This window comes from Allobaileyella intestinalis (assembly GCF_009695865.1).
Lineage (GTDB): Bacteria > Bacillota > Clostridia > Peptostreptococcales > Anaerovoracaceae > Allobaileyella > Allobaileyella intestinalis.
In genome coordinates, this window is the sequence record NZ_VUNB01000001.1 from 360,118 (window position 1) to 378,298 (window position 18,181).

The following is an 18,181-nucleotide window of genomic DNA, read 5'->3' on the forward strand; positions in this document are numbered from 1 at the left end:
CGAAATTAAGGACAATCTTTTGTGGAAAATCGGTCACAAAATCGGTTGTGTTTTGTTTTATACCGTAGTAAAATTTAACCATAGATTCAATATGAATTTATTAAGTGCAGTTTCCAATTGCCATTTTCTGCAGAAATAAGTGCATGGATGGCTGGTGAATAAGAAAATTATCAAGAAAGGAAGATGATCGAGATGATCAGAAAGATGAGAGAGAACGGAAAGAAAGGTTTCACACTGGCAGAGCTTCTTATTGTAGTTGCTATTATTGCAGTTCTGGTTGCCATCAGTATTCCAATTTTCTCAGCACAGCTGGAGAAGTCAAGAGAGGCAACAGATGCAGCAAACATCAGATCTGCATATGCTGAGGTTTCTGCAGACTTGCTTACGGACGATTCTTCTAATACGTCTGTTAAAGTACCTGCAAAGCAGAAGAAAGCAGGCTGGCAGGGAACTGACTATAATTCCAAGGACAACGACAGCACAATTGGTGGTCAGAAGGTAGAAGCTTCAACAACAGGCTGGACAGTTGCTGCTAACAAAGATAATAATGGTAATAATACAGTTACCATTACTGCTCAGAAGTAATGGGACAGATTGAGGGTCTCAATCTGGAATATATTGTTCAGCGGAATTACTGGATTCAAAGCCTTCGCCTTTGGGTGAAGGCTTTTATCATGCCGCAAAAAAGGGCTTCCACAGATGGTGGAAGACCCTTCATTGTAAGTTGATAAAACATTGTGCCACTTTATGATGGTTTAATTATGAATATGCCGGAATTTATTTATTGCTCTTGGTTATCCAGAAACCTTTAAACAGCAGCATCATTACAGGATATATTTCTATTCTGCCTGCTGTCATCAATACCATCATGGTGATCTTCGAAAGCGGGGTCAGTGAGTTGACCAGAGCTGTTTCATTACCCAGGTTGGTCAGTATGGTTCCGTTTGTGGTCAGCATGGCAGTGGAAATATCAAAGCACTGATCAATATTCAGGTTGTCCAGTGAAAGAATAAGGGCACCGAACAAAATGAATATAAGGAACAGCACCATGTACATCATGTACTTGAGAACAACCGCAGAATCCAGAGTCTTGCCATTTACCTTAAGAGGCTTTACCGCACTGGGATGTACGTGCCTGAACAATCCGAGACGCACTGTTTTTGCTACAATCTGGAATCTGGAAATCTTGATTCCTCCTCCTGTAGAGACGGCACAAGCTCCGATTATGGACAGTATCAACAGCACCGAGGTGGTCATGGTTGTTCTGTCCATGAAATATGTGGTTGCATAACCTGATGTAGAAGAGAAAGAAACGGTCATGAACAGTGAATTCAATATGGTTCTGCAGCTCTGCAAGGCGATGTGCAATGGCCCCTGGGACGCTGCCAGGGTTCCGGCATGGAACAGGTGGACGATCTGTGATCCGCTGATTACTGCTGTGCCGGCCAGAATGACCTTGATGAACATCCTGAACTCGTTGTTTTTTACAGCTGTTTTTAATCCGTGAATAATTGCTATGTACATCAGGGCAACATTCAGAGAACCCAGGAAATTAAGCAGTGTTATTACTGCCTTGATTCCTGAATTAAAGGCGGCTGTCTCCTTGAGTGTGAACATTGGAAGACCTGCAGTACTGATGCTGCACATGGCAGTGATGAGAGAATCAAATTTTCTCATCCCAAGGAGAATTAAAAGAAGGGTTCCTCCAACAGTAATACTGGAGTAAACAACCATCAGTTTAAAATAAACTCCCCGGTATGTGGCGGAGTTTTTAAGCATTGAAAGGCTTGGAATCTCTGCTGAGAAAAGCTTTCGTCCTGTTACCAGCATTGAAGGGGAAAGAGACATGGTCAGCATCAGGCACAGCAAGCCACCTGTCCAGCTGCACATAACCCTCCATAGCTGCAGACATACAGGCATGGTTCTGAAGGGAATAATGGAAATCCCTGTGGTACAGAAACCTGCACATGATTCAAACAGAGAATTGATGTATGAATAACCATCACCAGCACCGTAGAATGGGAAAGCGCCGATAATAATAAGCAGCACCCAGGTTATAAGTACTGACATGTATCTCACTCTTGATACTGGCGGTTCCGGCGGGTCAGGTACAAAATTTCCCACCTGTTTTCCCATTGTAATCGTAATAATTGACATGAGAAACAGTACCATAGCGCTGCTGTTTTCACCAAAATAAAGGCCTACCAGGGAAACCGGCAGCATGGCTGCACCGCAGGCTCTCATGGCAGTAGAAACAATATTAATAATGAATCGCTTGTTGTTGTTCATCTTCAATTGGTCTCCCTATGCCATGTCCGGATTCCAGAAGTGCCTGGAAAACAGAATCATGAATGTGTACAGTTCCAGCCTGCCTGCAATCATAGTAAGGGACAGTACCAGGGTGCTGAAATCCGAATAATTATAGAAGTTTCTTACTGGCCCTACTCCTGCAAGCCCCGGCCCTACGTTGCTCATACATGTAAGACTTGCTGTGAAATTCGTCATGGGATCGAAGCCGTCTATGGAAATGATGGCTGCAACTCCGAAGACCATAACAATAAAGAAGCAGGTAAAAGTAAGCATAAGCTGAAGATCCTTGGCTTCAAGTTTATGACCGTTAAGCCGCACGTCGTTGAAAATTTTTCCGTGAATCCTGGACTTCACATCTCTTTTTATCATCCTGAATACCGTGAGAACTCTTACAATCTTAATGCCTCCTGCTGTTGAAGAACTGCAGGCTCCCGTAAACATCAGGAAAATGATTATAATTTTACAAAAGGCAGGCCAGAGGTCAAAGTCTGCTGTTGCGAATCCGGTGGTTGAAATTATTGTGGACACCTGGAAAGCACTGTCAGTAAGGGCCTTCCAGAAGGAGTGATATCCGCCCTTGACCATCAGTCCCATTGTGATCAAAGCAGTCGCAACACCTACCCACTTTATGTAAAAGGAAAATTCATCGTCTTTTATTGTATTAATCAGGCCCTGAGGTTTGATCATGAAAAAAAGATTGAAGTTGGTTCCTGCAATCAGCATGAAAATAGTAAGTACCCAGTATACATAGTAGCTGTTAAAATGGGCGATGCTGTTGCCGTAGTTCCCGAATCCCCCGGTGGCCATTGTGGTGAAAGAGTGGGTGATGGCGTCAAAGAGGTTTAAGTGACCGAACATCAGCAGCACTGTCAGGAGCACTGTGAAAAAAATATACAGGAGATACAGCCTTTTTGCTGTGTCTGTAAACCTTGCAGTTAATTTTGTGGATATTGGTCCAGGCGTCTCTGCACTGGCGATGTTCTGGGCATTGATTCCGAAGCTGGGAAGAAATGCCATTACGAAAACAATAATTCCCATGCCTCCCAGCCACTGGGTCTGAGCTCTCCAGAACAGCAGGGACTTTGGTATAACTTCAACGTTCTGGATAATTGTGGATCCGGTTGTAGAGAAGCCGGAGCACATTTCAAAAAATGCATTTACATAATTAGGGATTGCTCCCTGAACGTAAAAAGGAATGGCTGAAATGGCGGAAGCGGTGAGCCATGCCATGGACACTACAAAGTAGCTGTATCTTAATTTAAGCCGTTCCTCGGAGATGGCGTTTCTGTTCCTGATTATGAGTATTAAAATGCCTGGAATTATGGCAGTAAAAATTCCATACAGAAAAGCCCTGACGCAGGTGTATTCACCGTACATCAAAGCTACTGCTGTAGGAATCATCATCATGATTCCCAGAAATATCAAAAATATACCGAAGAAGCCGGAAGTTCTTTTTAGCATCTTTACCCTTTCTTATCCCAGAATCTTCAGCGGTGAGTTTGGCTTGAAGAGCTTCTCCACATAGCCGATATTAGAAAGCTTGCATACAATAATGACTCTGTCTTTTGGCTGAATCCGCGTGTTTCCGTCAGGAATGATAGTTTTGTTTCCCCTGTTAATAGCAGCAAGGATTATGTAATCCGGAAGCCTCAAGTGCTTAAGAGGAACATTGATCATGCTCATTCCTTCGCAGGCGCAAACTTCCATGAGCTCAGCCTGTCCCTGAAGGAGGAGAGATGAAATGACTTTTTTGTCTCCTCTTATTCTGTTCAGAATAGAACTTGCAGTAATGTCCAGAGGATTCAGAACAACGTCGATATTCAGCTTCTCAATAAGGCCCATGTAACTGTCATGGCTCACCTTGGAAATAACGTCTTCTATTCCGTGATTTTTTGCGGTGAGAGCCAGCAGCAGGTTTTCCTCGTCATATCCTGTTGCAGTAACGAAAGCATCCATGTCGTCAATGTTCTCCTCATCCAGGAGCTTGATGTCGGCACCGTCTCCGTTAAGGACCATGACGTTCGTCAGCTTGTTAGTGAGGTAGTGGCACCTTTCCTTATCCTGCTCAATTACTTTTACTGCACAGCCGTATTCGGAAAGCTGTCTTGCAAGGTAATAACCAGTCTTTCCGCCGCCGATGATCATGACCTTGTTTACGTCAGACCTCCTGGATCTTGACTGGTATTTTTCACCCATTTCAACAATCTCCTGGCGTTCTCCTGCCAGGTAGAGAATATCTCCAGACTGGATGGTGTCCTGACCATGAGGAATGATGAGTTTACCCTTCCTTGAAATACCTACCACAATCGTGTTAGGCATGGCGGAACGGAACTCTATGAGGTTTTTCCCGATGAGAGCAGGTTTCTTTCTGGCTTCAAGTTCGATGAGTCCGATTCTGTGGCTGGTGAAGATACCATTGCTCAGTGTGTATTTCTCAACGAGATATCTGTAAATTTCCGAAGAAATAAGAAGATCAGGATTTACCATCATATCAATGTGGTAGTGCTCTCTGATGAAGTCAATCTGACTCATGTATTCAGGATCTCTGACTCTGGCTGATACTGTCTTGCATCCCAGAAGCTTGCTGAAAGAGGCGGACAGGATGTTTACCTCGTCCGATGACGTACATGAAAATACAAAATCAAAATGGCCGATATCTATGCTCTTAAGCATTTCCAGAGACTTTACGTCACCGGTCACAGTAAATACGTCCAGCTGCTGAGCCAGCTGAAACAGTTTCTTTTCATTGATGTCGACCAGGGTTATGTCGTAATTGCCGTCCACCAGGGCCGAAACTATGCGGACACCCAGTTTTCCTGCACCAAAGATAGCTACTTTGACGGTCTTTTCCCTTGAAGTAAAGGCTAACATTGTTCTTTCTTGTACCTCGGATTAATTCTTTATCTGACTGAAAAAAGTCTTATCTATACAGCGGCCCGGTCCATTATGTCAGATCAGGATACCGACAAATAAAGACCAGGCTGGAATTGTGTATACATTAGTTATATACTGACCTCTGGAAATATGGAAAAGATCTTTCCCGGGCCAATGCTATCGTATTGTACTACTGTGATATGGTTTTTTCAATACTGATATTTCAAACAATATCGGTTCTTTGTTTCCCTTTGAAATCAAGGGATATAGAATATTTATCATTGTTGCGGGCATGTTGTAAATTGCAATGCATAATCTGCAGAATTTTTAGTCATAAAAATAAGAAACCCGCTAATTCCACAAATCCGGAGGAAATCATAAGATGAAAATAGAGAAATCAATGGAAAATAAAATCAGAATAATTGCTCTAGACCTGGACGGAACCACCCTTCGAAAAGACAGTTCCCTTTCTCCAGGCAACAGAGCTGCAATAGAAAAAGCCATTGCAAAAGGAGTTATTGTGTGCGTGTCCACCGGGAGGGCTTTCTCGGCTGTTCCGGAAGATCTGCTGAAAATAAAGGGCCTGAGATATGTTATCTCCTCTAACGGAGCCCACATTACTGATCTGGCCACAGGTCAGTATATCTACAGCAGCTTTGTGGATCCGGAGGCAGTGGACAGAGCAATTGAAATTGCAAGGAAAAACGATCTTACTCTGGAGGCCTTTTATCACGACAAGGCGTACATAGATGAAGACCTGTTCAAGGATATCCGCGACAAGGGATGCCAGTACAGAAACAGAGAGTATGTCATGAAAACCAGGGAACCCCTTTCTGACATTCTGGGGTTCATGAAAGAACATAGAGATTCAATCGAAAATATCAATTTCTTCTTTCCTACAGTGGAGGAAAGAGAAAAGTGGCAGCCTGTTATAGAATCAATTCCAAATTCAACAGTGCTCTCTTCTCTGCCTAATAATGTGGAGGTAGGTGGAAAAAATACAAACAAGAGCATGGCTCTTAAGTTCCTTATGGAGGGATTGGGACTGGAATACAGTCATCTGATGTGCGCAGGAGATGCACCAAACGACATTCCTATGATACGAGATGCGGGAATCGGAGTGGCTATGGGAAATGCCTGGGATCAGGTTAAGGAAGCTGCCGATTATATTACTGATACCAATGTAAACGATGGAGTTGCCAGGGCCATTGAAAAATTTGTACTGTAGATCAGAGAGAGCGAGGGACCGTGTATTATCTCCTAAAGCCTATAGTATCTCGTAAGCCGTGATCTTCAAGAAGCTATAACCGCCGGACCGGAAGGTGAAAACCTGAAGGGCCGGCGGTTTTTTCCTGTAAATTCAGACAAGATTATATCCTTCTGATGCAAAAACGTTACGAGAAAGTATGTACTGGAGGGGAAGGAAAGATGTGATATACCTTGGATACGAAAGATACAGGAGGTGGCTTATGAGCGGAAAAGAAACAGGCAGGGCAGGGGAGCTTCTGGCGGCGGCTATCTTGTCAGATAGAGGATATTCCATTCTGGATATGAATTTCAGAACCAGGTCCGGAGAAATCGATGTGGTCGCCCAGAAGGATGGACGGGTTCACTTTGTAGAAGTGAAGACCAGATTAAATGATAACTGGGGATGGCCGGAAGAATCTGTGGGAAGGTCCAAGATCTCAAAAATAAAGAAGACGGCGGCGGTATTCATGGCTGATCACAAAGGGGATGCCAGAGAATACTCCTTTGATGTGATGGCGATCCAGGCAGAACATATAAGAGGTTGTTTTTAGGGGGAAAAGTATGCTTTGTCATGTAAATACAGGAGTTTGTGACGGGGTGACGGGCAGAAATGTTGTTGTGGAAACAGATGTGGTCAGGGGCCTCCCCAATTTCATAATAGTTGGTCATCCCTCAGGAACTGTAAATGAATCGAGAGACAGGATAAGAGCCGCCATAGTTAATTCGGGCTTTCAGTATCCCAGAAACAGGGTGATTGTAAATATGTGGCCTGCGGAGTTAAAGAAGTCAGGAAGTCATCTGGATCTTCCCATTGCAATGGGAATCCTGGGATCTGCAGGCTTTTCAGATTTAAGGGGGCTCAGGAGAACGGGAATCCTTGGGGAGCTTTCCCTTGACGGAAGTGTTGTAGGAACAGATGGAGTACTTCCGGTTGTGGCTGGCCTTAGAGACAAAGGAATAGAAAGAATAATTGTGCCCCGGGAGAATTACGGGGAAGCAGTTCTTGCAGGGCCAAGAGGGCTGATTCCAGTATCAGATCTCCGCAGCTGCTGCCAGATAGTAAACCGCATAGGAAGTGATGATGATATCAGCGATGAAGATCTGGCGGAAATCTGTAACGGTAACAGAATGACAGAAATCCCAGAAGCAATCCACAAAGAGGAAGAAAATCTGACCTTTGATGATGTTAAAGGCCAGCATCTCATAAAAAGAGCCGTAACTATTGGTGTGGCAGGTCGTCACGGTATCCTTATGGTGGGAAGCCCGGGATGCGGCAAAACAATGATAGCCAGGAGAGTAAGGACAATACTTCCAGAGATGAACAAAGAGGAGATACTGTCTACCACTATGATATATTCAGCCGCTGGCCTTCTTGACAGGGGCACTCCGGTTACTGTCAGACCTTTTCGCAGTCCCCATCACTCCATTGGAAGAGCCGGGATGTTAGGAGGAGGAGCCTGGCCGGTACCCGGTGAGATTTCTCTCGCTCATAACGGTGTGCTCTTCCTGGATGAAATGGCTGAGTTCAACGTCTCCGTTCTGGAGGGACTGCGGATTCCTTCAGAAGAACTGAAGATAACTCATTTCAGGCAGGGCAGACCATTCACCTTTCCCAGCGACTTTATGCTGGTTGCAGCTTCTAATCCTTGTAAATGCGGATTCTCTGGAGATGAAACAAGAGTTTGCACCTGCACAGCAGCTGAGATAGAGCGATACAGGAAGAGGATAAGCGGTCCTCTCATAGAGAGAATAGATATTCATGTGAGAATGGAAAAAATCGACTTCGATACCATCCATGGAGGAGTTGGAACAGGAAACGGAGATATGAGCCACAGTGAGATGTGCCGCAGCGTTAAAAATGCCATTGTTTTCAGGGAGTCTATGGGAAGGAATCTGCCACCAGGAAGAATGGATGACAAGAAGCTTATGGACTGTCTTTTCATGGATCAGCAATCTGAAAGACTGATGGAGACTGCTTATAAAAACCTCAATCTGACTCCCAGAACAGGCCTGAAAACATTGAGAGTAGCCAGAACTATTGCAGATATGGGAGAAAGCAAAGAAGTCCGCGAAGAACATATACTGGAAGCCCTGCAGTTCCGGCCTTCAAGTATATTTTAATGAAAAGTCGCACAGGGAGATGATATGAAAAAAATTATAAGGATAACCATGGAATCTGATGAATATCCCGACAGCCTTCGAGAAATCCAGGGAAGCCCCAGGGAATTGTACTGCATTGGCGACATAAGCCTGCTCAAAACTCCATGCGCAGCCATAGTAGGTTCAAGGAGGTATACAATATACGGAAGGCAGACTGCACTGATGATAGGAAAGATGCTGGCCGGGAGAGGTATAACTGTTGTATCAGGCATGGCAAAAGGTATAGACTCATTTGCTCACCAGGGAGCCCTTTCTAAGCAGGAAGGCAAAACCATTGCTGTTCTGGGTACGGCCATTGGCAAACCCTATCCAGCATCAAACGCAGCCCTGATGGAAGAAATAGAAGAAAAAGGACTTGTAATCAGCGAGTATCCTCCTGATTTTCCCGGAAGTCAGTACGGGTTCCCGGCTAGAAACCGGATAATAAGCGGGCTTAGCAAGTCGGTTATAGTGGTTGAAGCAGGACTGAAAAGCGGATCACTTATTACTGCACAGATTGCAGGTGATCAGGGAAAGACAGTCTTTGCCGTTCCCGGAAACATCAACAGCCAGTTCAGCATAGGAACAAACCTTCTTATTAGGGATGGAGCATACCCCCTGGTTGTTGTGGATGATGTAATCAGGGAAATGGGAGTTCAATCAATGAACAGAGGCACCTTCGGTGAAGACCAAGAGGGTTTTCCAGTGGAAATGGATGATGATGAAAAGAAACTTTACAGCGAGATACGGCAGGAGCAGGGAATCTCACCAGATGCTCTTTCTGAAAAAGTGGAACTGCCCATTTCAAAAATCAATGGAATCCTTACGGTTATGGAAATAAAGGGGGCAATAATGATGTGCTCAGGAAGAATTTTTTTGAATCACTGACAACTGATTTGTTGCAAAATGCAATTTTTCATCGTATGATGTGTAACTATGCAGGCTTGTAAAGTCTGCGATGTTGAAGTATTTAAACACGTATTACGTAAAAAAATATACAAAACTATAGAAAAGGAATAATTTGAAGTATGGCAGTAAAAACTTCATCTGCAAAGAAAACGACGAAAACTACCAGAAAAAAAACACTGCTTGTAGTAGAGTCTCCATCGAAGGCAAAGATCATCAGCAAGTATCTGGGATCTTCCTACAAGGTCATTGCTTCCGTAGGTCATGTAAGAGATCTGCCTAAGAGCAGACTGGGTGTTCAGGTAGAAGACAACTTTGAACCTGAATACATTAATATAAGAGGAAAAGGCGATACCATAAAGGCTATAAAGAAGGAAGGCAAAGCAGCATCAAAGATCCTTCTGGCTACGGACCCGGACCGTGAGGGAGAAGCTATTGCCTGGCATCTGGCATATATTCTGGACATAGATCCTATGTCGGATTGCAGAGTGACTTTTAATGAAATCAATAAAGATGCAGTCAAGGAGGCTATTAAGCATCCTAGACCAATCGATATGGGACTTGTAGATGCACAGCAGGCAAGGCGTGTTCTTGACCGCCTTGTTGGATACCAGATCAGCCCCCTTCTGTGGAAAAAGGTGAGAAGGGGATTGTCTGCCGGCAGAGTCCAGTCGGCAGCATTAAAGATGCTGTGTGACAGAGAAAAAGAAATTAACGACTTTGTTCCTGCTGAGTATTGGAATCTCTATGCAGATTTTGAAGATGGTTTCAGGGCACAGCTCTCTAAAATTTCAGGAAAGAAAGCAGAGATTCCTGACGGAGCAAATGCTGAAGAAATTGCCGAAGACCTGAGAAAAGGCCAGTTTACTGTGGGAGAGGTGAAGCAGGGACACAGGAGTCCAAAGGCCTATGCTCCTTTTACTACTTCCAGCCTTCAGCAGGATGCTTCCATAAAGCTGGGATTCCAGACAAGGAAGACCATGCAGATTGCACAGCAGTTATATGAAGGAATTGAAATAAAAGGAAGAGGAGCAAGAGGTCTGGTTACATACATCAGAACAGACTCTGTTCGTATTTCGGAAGTTGCAAGAGCTGCTGCCCGCGACTTCATTACTGAAAAATATGGAAATCAGTACGTTGGAAACAACTTTTATTCAAACAAGAAAAAGGACATACAGGATGCCCACGAGGCAATCCGTCCTTCAGACGTTACACTTACTCCTGAAGAGGCCAGGGGCTCACTGACACCAGATCAGTTCAAGCTATATACTCTGATCTGGACCAGATTTGTGGCTTCCCAAATGGCACCTGCACAGGTGGACACTCTGACCATCAAAGTTAACAGCGGAATTTACGAGCTGAAGGCCAGCGGTTCAAGACAGGTGTTTGACGGATGGAGAAAGGTATATAAAACCTCTGCCCAGGGGGAGGAGAAAGATCTTCCGATGCTGGAAGAAGGCAGCTCTCTCTCATTAAAGGAAATAATAAAAGAACAGAAATTTACCCAGCCGCCGGCAAGGTATACCGAAGCCGGACTGGTAAAAGAAATGGAAGAGCAGAACATTGGCCGTCCAAGTACATACGCTGCCATTATTTCCACCCTTACAACGAGAAAATACGTAAAGAGAGAGAAAAAAAGTCTGGTGCCAACAAAGCTTGGCTTTGATGTGACTGGAATTTTGCAGAGCTATTTCACTGACATCGTTGATGTTAAGTTCACAGGTGAACTGGAAGACAAACTTGATGATGTGGAGATGAAAAAAGAAGCCTGGAAGCAGGTAATAAACGATTTTTACGGCGGATTCAGCAAGGAGCTGAAGGTTGCAGAAGAGGAAGTGGAGAAGATTCAGCAGGAAGTAGTTCTCAGCGATCAGGTATGCCAGCTTTGCGGAAGGCCTATGGCAATTAAGGAAGGCCGCTTTGGGAAATTCCTTGCATGCACCGGTTATCCTGAATGCAAGAATACCATGCCTATTATTAAGAAAACGGGGGTAAAGTGCCCTAAGTGCGGCAAAGACATAATTGAAAAGAAAAGCCGTAAGAGGGGGAGAATTTTCTACGGGTGCATGGGCTACCCGGACTGCGATGTTGTCTACTGGGATAAGCCTGTGGGAAGAGCCTGCCCTGAATGCGGTTCAATGCTGGTAGAAACCAAGGGCAAAACGAAGACAATCAAATGTTCTAATCCGGAGTGCAAGTACAAGGAAAAGAAAGAAGATGAAAAGGATGAGGCTTAGGTCAATGTTCATGGCCAAGGCCCTTTTCACATATCAATAATATGGTTAACATAGAGATGACATCAAATAATGAGATATTCTCATTGTGACTTTGAGATTAATTAAAATAGAGCGGACAACAGTTCCGCAGAAAGGAATGCCTAATGGTAGAATTTCATGCAACTACTATCTGCGCAGTTAAAAGGCCAAACGGAGATATCTGCATTGGCGGCGACGGCCAGGTAACAATGGGTGAAACCACCATAATGAAAAATGGTGCAAAGAAAGTAAAGAAGATTTATAAGGGAAAAGTTCTCAGCGGATTTGCAGGATCCGTTGCGGATGCTTTTTCTCTTACGGATAAATTCGAAAGCAAGCTTGAAGAACATGATGGAAACTTGAAAAGAGCAGCTGTGGATCTGGCTCAGTACTGGAGAAGTGACAAGGCAGCAAGAAGCCTTGAAGCATTGATGATCGTTGTTGATGAAAACGATATGCTGGTCATTTCTGGCAACGGAGAGGTAATTGTTCCGGATAAGGATGTGGTTGCTATCGGATCTGGCGGAAATTATGCCTATTCAGCTGCAACAGCACTTTATGAAAACACAGACCTGGACGCAGAGTCCATAGTCAGAAAATCACTGGAAATCGCTTCCAATATCTGCGTTTATACTAACAACAATATCTCAGTAGAGAAGCTGTAGCGTATGGACATGGAAGATAATTCTGAAAATAACATCCAGTGATTAAGGAGACAGAAAATGAGTGAGAACATTAAGGACATGACTCCGAAACAAATTGTTGCGGAGCTGGACAAATACATAATAGGTCAGTCAGAAGCCAAGAAGTCCGTGGCTATTGCGCTGAGAAACAGGTATAGAAGAAACAAGCTCAGCGATGAAATGAGAGAAGAAATCACACCGAAAAATATCCTCATGATGGGACCTACCGGTGTTGGTAAGACTGAAATTGCCCGCAGGCTGGCAAAGATAATGGATGCTCCCTTCGTTAAGGTGGAAGCCACTAAGTTTACAGAGGTTGGTTATGTAGGCAGAGACGTGGATTCCATGGTAAGAGATTTGGTTGAGGCTTCCATCAGATTGCAAAAGCAAAAGAGAATTGCTGAGAAAAGAGAAACAGCTCAGTCCCTTGCTGAGGACAGAATCGTTGAAGCTATTATTCCTGATGGCGATACCCACAAGGATAACAAGAAATCTTCCAATCCTTTTGACATGATTATGAATGGAGGAGGGTATACAAGCCAGAAGGCAGAGTATGAAGCTAAACAAAAGGCAGAAAACCAGCAGAACGGCCCGTCCAGAAGTGAGATTGACCTTGCCAGAGAACAGGTGAAGAGAGACCTGAGAGATGGAAAACTGGAGGATACTCTGATCGAAATCGAGGTCGAAGAAGCGCCGAAGACTAATCAGCTGGATATGCAGAATGAAGGCGTTGGAATAGCTATTGGAAACATCTTCGGAGATATGATGCCTAAGAAGATGAAACATAAGAAGGTGACCGTCAAGGAAGCAAGAAGAATCCTTACTGAAGAGGAAGCCAATAAGCTTATTGACATGGATCAGGTAGTGGACGAGGCACTGGACAATGCCGAGCAGAACGGAATTATATTTATCGACGAAATCGATAAGATTGCTTCAGGCAGTTCTATGCGCTCAGGTGCAGACGTTTCAAGAGAGGGAGTACAGAGAGACATTCTTCCAATCGTGGAAGGAAGTGTTGTGAACACCAAGCATGGCCCTGTAAAAACCGACCATATGCTCTTTATAGGTGCAGGCGCATTCCATACAGCAAAACCTTCAGATCTGATTCCAGAACTCCAGGGACGTTTCCCTATAAACGTAGAACTGAAGAACCTGGACAAAGAAGACTTCAAACAGATCCTCACTGTACCTGAAAACGCTGTAACTAAGCAGCAGAAAGCTTTGCTGGAAACAGAAGGAGTTCATATCGAATTCACAGATGATGCCATAGATGAAATAGCAGAAATGGCTTATCTTATGAACGAGCAAACTGAAAATATTGGAGCAAGAAGACTTCACACTATTCTGGAGGTTCTGATGGAGGATCTCTCCTTCCGTTTACCTGACCCTGAAATCAGCGATGTAACAATTGACAGAGAAGATGTTCAGAAATGCTTCAAAGAGAAGGTAAAAGAAGCTGACGTAGACAAATACATTCTTTAATGGGGTAGAAATGCAGCTGTACAAATCAGTTTACAGAGCTGGAGAATTCCGGGAAACTATAAACAAGTCAATATTCATTGCACACGTGTCTCCGGTCAGAGATGACCGGGAGGCACGTGAATTTATTGCATGCATTAAAGAAGGATATAAGGATGCAACTCATAATGTTCCTGCTTTTGTTACTGGAAATAAACAAGAACACCAATGGGCAAGTGACGATGGAGAACCCCAGGGTACTTCTGGGCCGCCTGTACTGAATCTGCTTACAGAAAAGGAGCTGACGAACCTTGCCGTTGTGGTGACCAGGTATTTTGGCGGAATAAAACTGGGAACAGGGGGGCTTGTCAGAGCCTATTCATCGGCAGCCAGAGGAGCAATAGAAAACGCAGGAATTTGTTCTGTTAACAGCGTGGTAGCTGTTAAATGCAGAATGGAATATTCCTATCTGAACAAGCTGAGATCAATGGAAAAAGATGGAGGCTTTTATATCTGTAACGAAGAATATACTGACAAGATAACCGTAGAGCTGAAAGCAGATTCGGAGAAAAGGGAAGAGCTTTTGTCTATGATAGGCAACCTGACTTCCGGAAAGGGAGAGATCCTGGACATAGCAGAAGGAACTCACAGAATACTGCTGTGATTAAACGAAAACCAGTGGGTTTAGGATGAAAAAAGCAGGAATTCCTCTGATTTTAGCTGGATTCTGACAGGTTAGAAATAAAAAATACATTTTTTATAAAAAAAGTGCTTGCATTAAGAGTCGGCTTATACTAAAATAAACAAGTCGCACGGATGAATAGCGAAGTCTTCTGAGAAAAGAATGATTCAAAATTCCTCTTGACAACGGCAAACAAGTCTGCTAAAATACTTCTTGCAGTCGTGAGAAACGTAAGACGTTGAGCAGACTGCAGCACTCATCAAATGTATCTTGACGATGAACGATGAATCGTTTAGAATGACAGGGTGTCTGGTGATGGACGCTTAGCTCAGCTGGGAGAGCATCTGCCTTACAAGCAGAGGGTCATAGGTTCGAGCCCTATAGCGTCCACCAATTTATGGCCGGGTAGTTCAGTTGGTTAGAATGCCAGCCTGTCACGCTGGAGGTCGACGGTTCGAGCCCGTTCCCGGTCGCCAATTGATGCATTTCTGGATGTGTCAGCTTATGCTGATGTGGCTCAACGGTAGAGCAGCTGATTTGTAATCAGCAGGTTGGGGGTTCGATTCCCTCCATCAGCTCCAAATTTTCGAGGGATTCCCGAGCGGCCAAAGGGGGCGGACTGTAAATCCGTTAGCTGTGCTTTCGATGGTTCGAATCCATCTCCCTCGACCAACATATGCGGAAGTGGCTCAGGGGTAGAGCATCGCCTTGCCAAGGCGAGGGTCGCGAGTTCGAATCTCGTCTTCCGCTCCAATATGCAGATGTCGTATAATGGTAATACCTCAGCCTTCCAAGCTGAAGCCGCGGGTTCGATTCCCGCCATCTGCTCCACAATTAAAAATCCATACGAAGCGCCGACTTGTTCGGCGTTTTCTGTAGCCAATCAGCCGTATGGATATGTGGGCCCATAGCTCAGTTGGATAGAGCAACGGCCTTCTAAGCCGTGTGTCCGGGGTTCGAATCCCTGTGGGCTCACCAATATTATTAATAGACTTTGAGTATGCAGCCGGCCTTGATAATGGGGTATAGCCAAGTGGTTAAGGCAACGGACTTTGACTCCGTTATTCGTAGGTTCGAGTCCTGCTACCCCAGCCATTTATGACCCATTAGCTCAGGTGGCAGAGCACTTGACTTTTAATCAAGGTGTCCGGAGTTCGAATCTCCGATGGGTCACCAAATTAATATTCGGAGAGGTGTCCGAGTGGTTTAAGGAGCCGGTCTTGAAAACCGGTGATCCTGAAAGGGACCGTGGGTTCGAATCCCACCCTCTCCGCCATAAGACACGCTTTGGAGAAGTACTCAAGAGGCTGAAGAGGACGGTTTGCTAAACCGTTAGGGTTCGGTATTAGGGCCGCATGGGTTCGAATCCCATCTTCTCCGCCAATTATAGGGGTATAGCTCAGTTGGTAGAGCAGCGGTCTCCAAAACCGCGTGCCGTGGGTTCGAATCCTACTGCCCCTGCCATTTACGGGGTGTAGCGCAGCTTGGTAGCGCAACTGGTTTGGGACCAGTGGGCCGCGGGTTCAAATCCTGCCACCCCGACCATTTCTGAATTACGAACATGTGTGTACATCGGGGTGTAGCGCAGTCCGGTAGCGCAACTGGTTCGGGATCAGTGGGTCGCAGGTTCGAATCCTGCCACTCCGACCATGTTCTTTTTCAGGGTGTGGGTGGAGATTGCAAATATTATGAAGACGGGGTGTAGCGCAGCTTGGTAGCGCAACTGGTTTGGGACCAGTGGGCCGCGGGTTCAAATCCTGCCACCCCGACCATTTTTTCTCAACGTGGGCCATTAGCTCAGTTGGTCAGAGCATCCGGCTCATAACCGGCAGGTCCTGGGTTCAAGTCCCCGATGGCCCACCATATAAATTGATAGATTATGCCCAGATAGCTCAGTTGGTAGAGCATGTGACTGAAAATCACAGTGTCCTTGGTTCAATTCCGAGTCTGGGCACCAACATCCTCTTTTCAGGGGATGTTTTTTTATGCCTTCTATGTGAATCCATTTCTACATATCCATACATGCCCACATAAGAGGGTTTTGAAGAAATTCACATAAAAATACAATGGATATCTTCATTTTCTTTTGTTATCGTCCTGAAAATTTCATATAATAAAAAGCTAGAGTATTGTTTCGAAAATATGACTGTATTTTTAGCCAGGGGAGGAAACACAGAATGTATGACATAATCGTTATTGGGGCCGGAGTAACTGGCAGTGCTGTTGCCAGAGAACTGTCCCGGTATAAATATAATGTACTTGTTCTTGAAAAATGTTCTGATGTAGGCGAGGGAACATCGAAGGCAAACAGTGGAATCGTTCATGCAGGTTTTGATAATGAACCTGGTTCTGTTATGGCGAAGATGAACGTTGAGGGAAATGCCATGATGGAGCAGCTGTCCAAAGACCTGGATTTCGAATTTAAGAGAAATGGATCACTGGTTCTCTGTTTTGACAAAAATGACGAACATAAACTGAATGACCTGCTGGAGCGGGGAAAGAAAAACGGTGTTCCGGGTCTTGAGATTCTTACAGGCAGTCAGGTCAGGGTACTTGAGCCTAAAGTTTCGGACAAGGTTACCGCTGCCCTCTATGCCCCAACAGGTGGAATAGTTTGTCCTTTCGGTCTTACAGAGGCTCTTGCAGAAAACGCTGCAGACAACGGAGTTCAGTTTAAGCTCAACACTGCAGTGAAAAATATTGTCCGCAAAGAAGATTGCTATGAAGTCACTGCTGAAAACTGTGGGAAACAGGTTAATTTAACAGCTAAAATAGTCATCAACTGCGCAGGAGTATATGCTGACAGTTTCCACAACATGGTAAGCAGCAACAAAATGACAATAATACCAAGAAAGGGTGAGTATTGCCTGATGGACAAGAAGGTGGGGAATACCGTTTCTCACACGATTTTCCAGCTTCCTACTGAGTATGGAAAAGGAGTTCTGGTTACTCCTACAGTGCACGGCAATCTGCTTACAGGTCCTACTGCCACAGATATCGAAGACAAAGAGGGCGTAAACACTACTGCAGACGGAATGAACGAACTTCTCACCAAGGCGAAGCTCAGCGTTCCGGATCTTCCGGTCAGACAGGTTATTACATCTTTCAGCGGACTGAGAGCCCACAGACCTGAACACGATTTTGTAATTGGACAGCCGGAAGATGCTCCAGGATTTATTGATGTGGCTGGAATGGAGTCCCCTGGATTGTCCAGTGCCCCTGCAGTAGGAAAATATGTGGCTGAGCTGACCGGGGAAATCATGCCGGCAGAAGAGAAGGAAGATTTTATAGCAACAAGAAAAGGTGTTCCTTCAATGGCCAATGCTACAAACGAAGAGCGGCAGAAGCTCATTGAAAGTGATCCTTCTTTTGCCAATGTAATATGCAGGTGTGAAACGGTCACAGAAGGAGAAATCCTCAATTCAATTCACAGAACACTGGGAGCCCGTACCCTGGATGCAGTTAAGCGCAGAACAAGAGCTGGCATGGGCAGATGTCAGTCCGGTTTCTGCAATCCCAGAGTTGTTGAAATTCTTGCAAGGGAACTGGGAGTTGATGAAGGCGAGATAACTAAGAAGGGCCACGGATCTGAATTTATTTCCGGCTATGATAAGGAGGACTTGTAA

General features: G+C 44.8%; 13 protein-coding genes and 17 tRNA genes. 27 read left to right on the plus strand and 3 right to left on the minus strand.

What is annotated here, in order from left to right; translation table 11 throughout:
- The first annotated feature begins 192 nt into the window (after positions 1-192).
- Entirely contained in the window at positions 193-585 is a 393-nt protein-coding gene (locus FYJ66_RS01655; protein ID WP_235897304.1) for a type II secretion system protein, read from the plus strand.
- A gap of 192 nt (positions 586-777) precedes the next feature.
- Here the strand turns inward: FYJ66_RS01655 and FYJ66_RS01660 are convergent, their stop codons facing one another.
- Genes FYJ66_RS01660 through trkA form a run of 3 tightly spaced genes read right to left on the minus strand, consistent with a single transcriptional unit; the run spans position 778 to position 5,181 of the window.
- Entirely contained in the window at positions 778-2,289 is a 1,512-nt protein-coding gene (locus FYJ66_RS01660; protein ID WP_154571782.1) for a TrkH family potassium uptake protein, read from the minus strand.
- Between the two features lie 15 nt (positions 2,290-2,304).
- Positions 2,305-3,771: a TrkH family potassium uptake protein gene (locus tag FYJ66_RS01665; RefSeq protein WP_235897305.1), complete on the minus strand. Its 1,467-nt coding sequence runs from the start codon at positions 3,769-3,771 to the stop codon at positions 2,305-2,307.
- Between the two features lie 12 nt (positions 3,772-3,783).
- Entirely contained in the window at positions 3,784-5,181 is a 1,398-nt protein-coding gene (trkA, locus tag FYJ66_RS01670) for a Trk system potassium transporter TrkA (RefSeq protein ID WP_154571783.1), read from the minus strand.
- 385 nt (positions 5,182-5,566) lie between these two features.
- Here trkA and FYJ66_RS01675 point away from each other — a divergent pair, with 385 nt between their 5' ends.
- The 26 genes from FYJ66_RS01675 (at position 5,567) to FYJ66_RS01800 (ending at position 18,181) form a co-directional block, all read left to right on the plus strand.
- A complete protein-coding gene (locus FYJ66_RS01675) occupies positions 5,567-6,412 on the plus strand; it encodes an HAD family hydrolase (protein WP_154571784.1) in 846 nt (281 codons plus the stop codon).
- Between the two features lie 241 nt (positions 6,413-6,653).
- Complete coding sequence (locus FYJ66_RS01680; RefSeq protein ID WP_206156949.1) at positions 6,654-6,983, plus strand: YraN family protein; 330 nt, start codon at positions 6,654-6,656, stop codon at positions 6,981-6,983.
- Between the two features lie 10 nt (positions 6,984-6,993).
- A complete protein-coding gene (locus FYJ66_RS01685) occupies positions 6,994-8,553 on the plus strand; it encodes a YifB family Mg chelatase-like AAA ATPase (RefSeq protein WP_154571786.1) in 1,560 nt (519 codons plus the stop codon).
- A gap of 24 nt (positions 8,554-8,577) precedes the next feature.
- On the plus strand, positions 8,578-9,459 hold the full coding sequence (gene dprA / locus FYJ66_RS01690) for a DNA-processing protein DprA (protein ID WP_154571787.1): 882 nt from the start codon (positions 8,578-8,580) through the stop codon (positions 9,457-9,459).
- A gap of 140 nt (positions 9,460-9,599) precedes the next feature.
- Positions 9,600-11,714 (plus strand): type I DNA topoisomerase, encoded by a 2,115-nt coding sequence (topA, locus tag FYJ66_RS01695; RefSeq protein ID WP_154571788.1) that lies wholly within the window; start codon positions 9,600-9,602, stop codon positions 11,712-11,714.
- Between the two features lie 143 nt (positions 11,715-11,857).
- Positions 11,858-12,397 carry an ATP-dependent protease subunit HslV gene (gene hslV / locus FYJ66_RS01700; RefSeq protein ID WP_154571789.1) on the plus strand — a complete coding sequence of 180 codons (540 nt, stop codon included), beginning with the start codon at positions 11,858-11,860 and terminating at the stop codon, positions 12,395-12,397.
- Positions 12,398-12,454: 57 nt separating this feature from the next.
- Complete coding sequence (hslU, locus tag FYJ66_RS01705) at positions 12,455-13,897, plus strand: ATP-dependent protease ATPase subunit HslU (protein WP_154571790.1); 1,443 nt, start codon at positions 12,455-12,457, stop codon at positions 13,895-13,897.
- 10 nt (positions 13,898-13,907) lie between these two features.
- Positions 13,908-14,537: a YigZ family protein gene (locus FYJ66_RS01710; protein WP_154571791.1), complete on the plus strand. Its 630-nt coding sequence runs from the start codon at positions 13,908-13,910 to the stop codon at positions 14,535-14,537.
- A 335-nt stretch (positions 14,538-14,872) separates the two neighbouring features.
- A tRNA-Val gene (locus FYJ66_RS01715) sits at positions 14,873-14,948 on the plus strand.
- A gap of 6 nt (positions 14,949-14,954) precedes the next feature.
- Positions 14,955-15,031, plus strand: a tRNA-Asp gene (locus FYJ66_RS01720).
- Positions 15,032-15,061: 30 nt separating this feature from the next.
- Positions 15,062-15,136 (plus strand) — tRNA-Thr (locus tag FYJ66_RS01725).
- Between the two features lie 6 nt (positions 15,137-15,142).
- Positions 15,143-15,227: transfer RNA gene (locus FYJ66_RS01730), tRNA-Tyr, on the plus strand.
- 6 nt (positions 15,228-15,233) lie between these two features.
- Positions 15,234-15,308: transfer RNA gene (locus FYJ66_RS01735), tRNA-Gly, on the plus strand.
- Between the two features lie 4 nt (positions 15,309-15,312).
- Positions 15,313-15,386, plus strand: a tRNA-Gly gene (locus FYJ66_RS01740).
- A 70-nt stretch (positions 15,387-15,456) separates the two neighbouring features.
- Positions 15,457-15,533: transfer RNA gene (locus FYJ66_RS01745), tRNA-Arg, on the plus strand.
- A gap of 41 nt (positions 15,534-15,574) precedes the next feature.
- Positions 15,575-15,650, plus strand: a tRNA-Gln gene (locus FYJ66_RS01750).
- 5 nt (positions 15,651-15,655) lie between these two features.
- Positions 15,656-15,731: transfer RNA gene (locus FYJ66_RS01755), tRNA-Lys, on the plus strand.
- Positions 15,732-15,742: 11 nt separating this feature from the next.
- Positions 15,743-15,831: transfer RNA gene (locus FYJ66_RS01760), tRNA-Ser, on the plus strand.
- Between the two features lie 13 nt (positions 15,832-15,844).
- A tRNA-Ser gene (locus FYJ66_RS01765) sits at positions 15,845-15,938 on the plus strand.
- A 5-nt stretch (positions 15,939-15,943) separates the two neighbouring features.
- Positions 15,944-16,019, plus strand: a tRNA-Trp gene (locus FYJ66_RS01770).
- Between the two features lie 4 nt (positions 16,020-16,023).
- Positions 16,024-16,100, plus strand: a tRNA-Pro gene (locus FYJ66_RS01775).
- 28 nt (positions 16,101-16,128) lie between these two features.
- A tRNA-Pro gene (locus tag FYJ66_RS01780) sits at positions 16,129-16,205 on the plus strand.
- 45 nt (positions 16,206-16,250) lie between these two features.
- Positions 16,251-16,327: transfer RNA gene (locus FYJ66_RS01785), tRNA-Pro, on the plus strand.
- Between the two features lie 14 nt (positions 16,328-16,341).
- Positions 16,342-16,418, plus strand: a tRNA-Ile gene (locus tag FYJ66_RS01790).
- Between the two features lie 18 nt (positions 16,419-16,436).
- A tRNA-Phe gene (locus tag FYJ66_RS01795) sits at positions 16,437-16,512 on the plus strand.
- Positions 16,513-16,732: 220 nt separating this feature from the next.
- Positions 16,733-18,181 carry an NAD(P)/FAD-dependent oxidoreductase gene (locus FYJ66_RS01800; RefSeq protein ID WP_154571792.1) on the plus strand — a complete coding sequence of 483 codons (1,449 nt, stop codon included), beginning with the start codon at positions 16,733-16,735 and terminating at the stop codon, positions 18,179-18,181.

What these genes read in the sequence shown, in the direction of transcription:
- FYJ66_RS01655 (WP_235897304.1), top strand. Translation starts at nt 193, where the DNA reads ATGATCAGAAAGATGAGAGAGAACGGAAAGAAAGGTTTCACACTGGCA.
- FYJ66_RS01660 (WP_154571782.1), bottom strand. Translation starts at nt 2,289, where the DNA reads ATGAACAACAACAAGCGATTCATTATTAATATTGTTTCTACTGCCATG.
- FYJ66_RS01665 (WP_235897305.1), bottom strand. Translation starts at nt 3,771, where the DNA reads ATGCTAAAAAGAACTTCCGGCTTCTTCGGTATATTTTTGATATTTCTG.
- trkA (WP_154571783.1), bottom strand. Translation starts at nt 5,181, where the DNA reads ATGTTAGCCTTTACTTCAAGGGAAAAGACCGTCAAAGTAGCTATCTTT.
- FYJ66_RS01675 (WP_154571784.1), top strand. Translation starts at nt 5,567, where the DNA reads ATGAAAATAGAGAAATCAATGGAAAATAAAATCAGAATAATTGCTCTA.
- FYJ66_RS01680 (WP_206156949.1), top strand. Translation starts at nt 6,654, where the DNA reads ATGAGCGGAAAAGAAACAGGCAGGGCAGGGGAGCTTCTGGCGGCGGCT.
- FYJ66_RS01685 (WP_154571786.1), top strand. Translation starts at nt 6,994, where the DNA reads ATGCTTTGTCATGTAAATACAGGAGTTTGTGACGGGGTGACGGGCAGA.
- dprA (WP_154571787.1), top strand. Translation starts at nt 8,578, where the DNA reads ATGAAAAAAATTATAAGGATAACCATGGAATCTGATGAATATCCCGAC.
- topA (WP_154571788.1), top strand. Translation starts at nt 9,600, where the DNA reads ATGGCAGTAAAAACTTCATCTGCAAAGAAAACGACGAAAACTACCAGA.
- hslV (WP_154571789.1), top strand. Translation starts at nt 11,858, where the DNA reads ATGGTAGAATTTCATGCAACTACTATCTGCGCAGTTAAAAGGCCAAAC.
- hslU (WP_154571790.1), top strand. Translation starts at nt 12,455, where the DNA reads ATGAGTGAGAACATTAAGGACATGACTCCGAAACAAATTGTTGCGGAG.
- FYJ66_RS01710 (WP_154571791.1), top strand. Translation starts at nt 13,908, where the DNA reads ATGCAGCTGTACAAATCAGTTTACAGAGCTGGAGAATTCCGGGAAACT.
- FYJ66_RS01800 (WP_154571792.1), top strand. Translation starts at nt 16,733, where the DNA reads ATGTATGACATAATCGTTATTGGGGCCGGAGTAACTGGCAGTGCTGTT.